This window comes from Arthrobacter sp. 05L45_2, from assembly GCF_056397525.1.
This window is the reverse complement of sequence record NZ_JBFTNO010000266.1, coordinates 1-3,280: the sequence shown is the minus strand read 5'-3', so window position 1 is coordinate 3,280 and position 3,280 is coordinate 1. Positions and strand designations below refer to the sequence as shown.

Genomic DNA, 3,280 nt, shown 5'->3' with positions numbered 1-3,280 from the left:
GCTGCCGCTTGCGGACGGAGCAGGGGAGGAAGGCGACGCCGGGGACGCCGGGGACACGGGTCCCGTGCTCGCGATCTACGGCATCCCGTGGCTGGAGCCGCGGCTGGTGGCCGGCCAGCTCGGCGTTGAAACCGCCAGCCACTTCGAGGTCACCCGCGCCGCCACATGCCGCGTCCGGGCCGACCTCGCCGAACGGTCGGCCCGCCGGACGGTCCATTCCGTCGTCCTGGCCCACACCTTCGCCAGTGGCGGAATCAGCTCGGACAGCGAACGGGACCTGAGCATCGGCGGGGTCGGTGCTGTGCCGCTGGATCTCTTCGACGGCTTCAGCTACACGGCCCTCGGCCACCTGCACGGCCGGCAGTCGCTGTCACCGGCTGTCCGTTATTCCGGCTCCCCGCTGGCCTACTCSTTYTCCGAAGCSAAGCACCASAAGGGCGGCTGGCTGATCGACGTMGACRCCASCGGCRTCACCGCCGTGACCGAGATACTCTGGGACGCCCCGCGCGCCCTCGCGGTGCTCCGGGGCACACTGGACGAACTGCTCGCCGGGGCCGACTTTGCGTGGGCCGAGGAGGCGTACTGCCAGATCACACTGACGGACGCACAACGGCCCACCCAGGCCATGGAACGGCTGCGCGCCCGCTTCCCCGACACCCTGGTCCTCGGTTTTGACCCCGAAGGTGCCGAAGCGGCCGCGAAAACCAGCTACAGCAGCCGGCTCGCGCAGTCAGGGGACGATCTCTCGATCTGCTGCGGCTTCCTGGAGCATGTCCGGGGCCGCAGCGTCGACGACGCCGAATCCGGCGTCCTCGCAGAGGCCCTCGAAGCCGTACGTCTGGAAGGGGTGTCCCGGTGAGGATCCATCGCCTGGAGATCTCCGCGTTCGGCCCGTTCGCCGGAACGGAGAGCATCGATTTCGACCGGCTCAGCGTCCACGGGCTTTTCCTGCTCAACGGCGCCACCGGGGCTGGAAAAACCAGCGTCCTGGATGCCATCTGCTTCGCCCTCTACGGCTCCGTGCCCGGGGCGCGGCAGGAAGGCAAACGGCTGCGCAGCGACCACGCCGCTCCGGCGGCCGAGCCCCGCGTCACCTGCGAGTTCTCGGCGCAGGGACGGCATTTTGAAGTGTCCAGGATGCCGGCCTGGAACAAGCCCAGTGCCCGGGGCAAGAACGGGTTCACCGAACAGAAGGCCAACACCCTGCTCCGTGAACGGGTCGACGGTGCCTGGGTCGAAAAGTCGGGCCGCAATGATGAAGCCGGCGCCGAGATCACTGCCCTGCTGGGTATGGACCGGGAACAGTTCACCCGGGTGGTGATGCTGCCGCAGGGCGACTTCGCGGCGTTCCTGCGCTCCAAGGCCGCTGACCGGCTGGTCCTGCTCCAGAGCCTCTTCGGCACCCAGCGTTTCGAGGCGGTGGAACAGGAACTGGGACGCCGCGCGGCCGCGGCCCGCACTGAGGTGGAAAGCCTCAACAACGCCCTTGCGCTGCTGCTGGCCCAGGCTGAGGCCGAATCCGCCGGACTAGGACTGGAACTGGACGAGGCGCCCGGCCGCGAGGACGCGGACCGGCTGCTCTCCTGGCTCCATGCCGGTGCCGCGGCCGCCGCCGGCGAACGGCAGGCAGCAGCCGCCGACGCCGAGAGCATCGTCGCCCACCTTGCCGAACGCCTTGAAGACGCCACTGCCCGGGCCGCGCGGCAGGCCAAACTGGCCGCCGCCGAACAGCGGAGGGCCGCGGCCGAGGCCGCCGCGCCGGAACTCCAGGAGACGGCCGAACGGCTCGCAAAACACCGGAAAGCCGAAGTGCTGGGTGGCCAGCTGCAGGCCATGGACAGTGCCTGGTTGGCGGAGGAACGCGCTGCGGCAGCGGCCGCGGCGGCGTCCGACGGGCTGCGGGCCGCGGCACCGTCCGACCCCGAACTAGCCGAACTTGGCGCCCGTCTCACCGGACCCGACGGCCCGGACGGCGGCGCAGTCGTGGAAAGCCAGGTGCTGCGCACAGAACTCAGCCGGCTCCGCTCCCTCCAGGCGGTACTGACGGAACGGCTGCCGGACGAGGACCGGCTGGCCGGCCTGCTGGCCCGCGCCGTGCACCTCCAAGGGACCCTCTCCGGGCTCGAGACCACACGCCTGTCCGCCGCAACAGCGCTGGAGGCCCTGCGCGCTGAGTCGGCCGAACTGACTGCGGGCCTGGCGTCGCTCGAGGAGCTGGCTGCGGACGTCCAGCTGCGCACCAAGGAGGCCGCGGCGGCAGACGAACTGGTTGCCATCGTTGGCCGCTACGGCACCGCGGAGGCACACTGCGCTCGCGTGGCCGAGCGGCACCGCGTGGCCCGCGACACTCACCAGGACTGCCGGCAACGCTGGCTGGACCTCCGCGAGGAGCGGCTCGCAAACGCCGCTGCGGAACTCGCGGCCCAGCTGGTCCCGGACCAGCCGTGCCCGGTGTGTGGCAGTGCCGAACATCCCGCGCCCGCCCCGGCAGCCGCGTCCGCCTTGGCCATCGCCGACGCCGAGAAATCCGCCCAGGAGGCCGCGGACGCCGCCGAAACTGTCCTTGCTGCCCTTCACCGCGAGCTGGGCGACGCGCGGCAGGACCTCGCGGTGCTGGCTGCCCAGGGCGGCGATACAGCGCCTGAACTGGCCCGCAGCGACGCCGAGCAGGCCAGGTTACTTGCGGCCGAGGCCACCCGCGCGGCCGCCGACCTCGCGGCCCGGCGGGCGCGCCGCACCGAGCTGGAAGACGGGATTTCCGCCGCTGAGCTCACCGTGGCCGACACCGTGGCCGGGATCGCGCAGGCCGAATCGGCGCTCAAGGAGGTCCGCGCGCAGGCTGGCGAACTCGAGGCCGCACTGGCGGACCTGCGCGCCGGGCACGCGACGCTGGGCGACCGGCTCGGCTCCGTCCGGCGCGCCACAGAGCTGCTGGAACGCGTTGATGCGGCCGCCGGCAGCCTCGAACAGGCCCGCGCCCGGACCGCGGAGGCCGTCGCCCGGCTCGACGAGGCCCTCCCTGCCGCCGGATTCGAGTCGGTGGCAGCCGCCCGCTCCGTCCTGCTGCCGGTGAGCGACGCCGCAGCCCTGGAAAGCGCCGTCCGGGCCGGCCAGGACGAGACTGCCCGGCTCGCGGAACTCTTCGCCGGGGAGGAACTGTCCCGGGCCGCCCGGGAATTGGCCACGGACGGCCCTGTCGACCCCGCAACGGTGGATGAGCTCCGGATCGAGTGYGCCGCGGCCGAACGCCGGGTCCGCGACGCCGTCCTGGCCTCCGGCC

2 protein-coding genes are annotated in these 3,280 nt (G+C 72.2%); both read left to right on the top strand.

What is annotated here, in order from left to right; all coding sequences use genetic code 11:
* Positions 1–859: exonuclease SbcCD subunit D (locus AC1DHD_RS15160; RefSeq protein ID WP_476880506.1), on the top strand; the 859-nt coding region annotated here is incomplete at its 5' end.
* A partial coding sequence (locus tag AC1DHD_RS15155; protein WP_476880505.1) for an AAA family ATPase occupies positions 856–3,280 on the top strand: 2,425 nt, incomplete at its 3' end. The genes AC1DHD_RS15160 and AC1DHD_RS15155, both read left to right, overlap by 4 nt.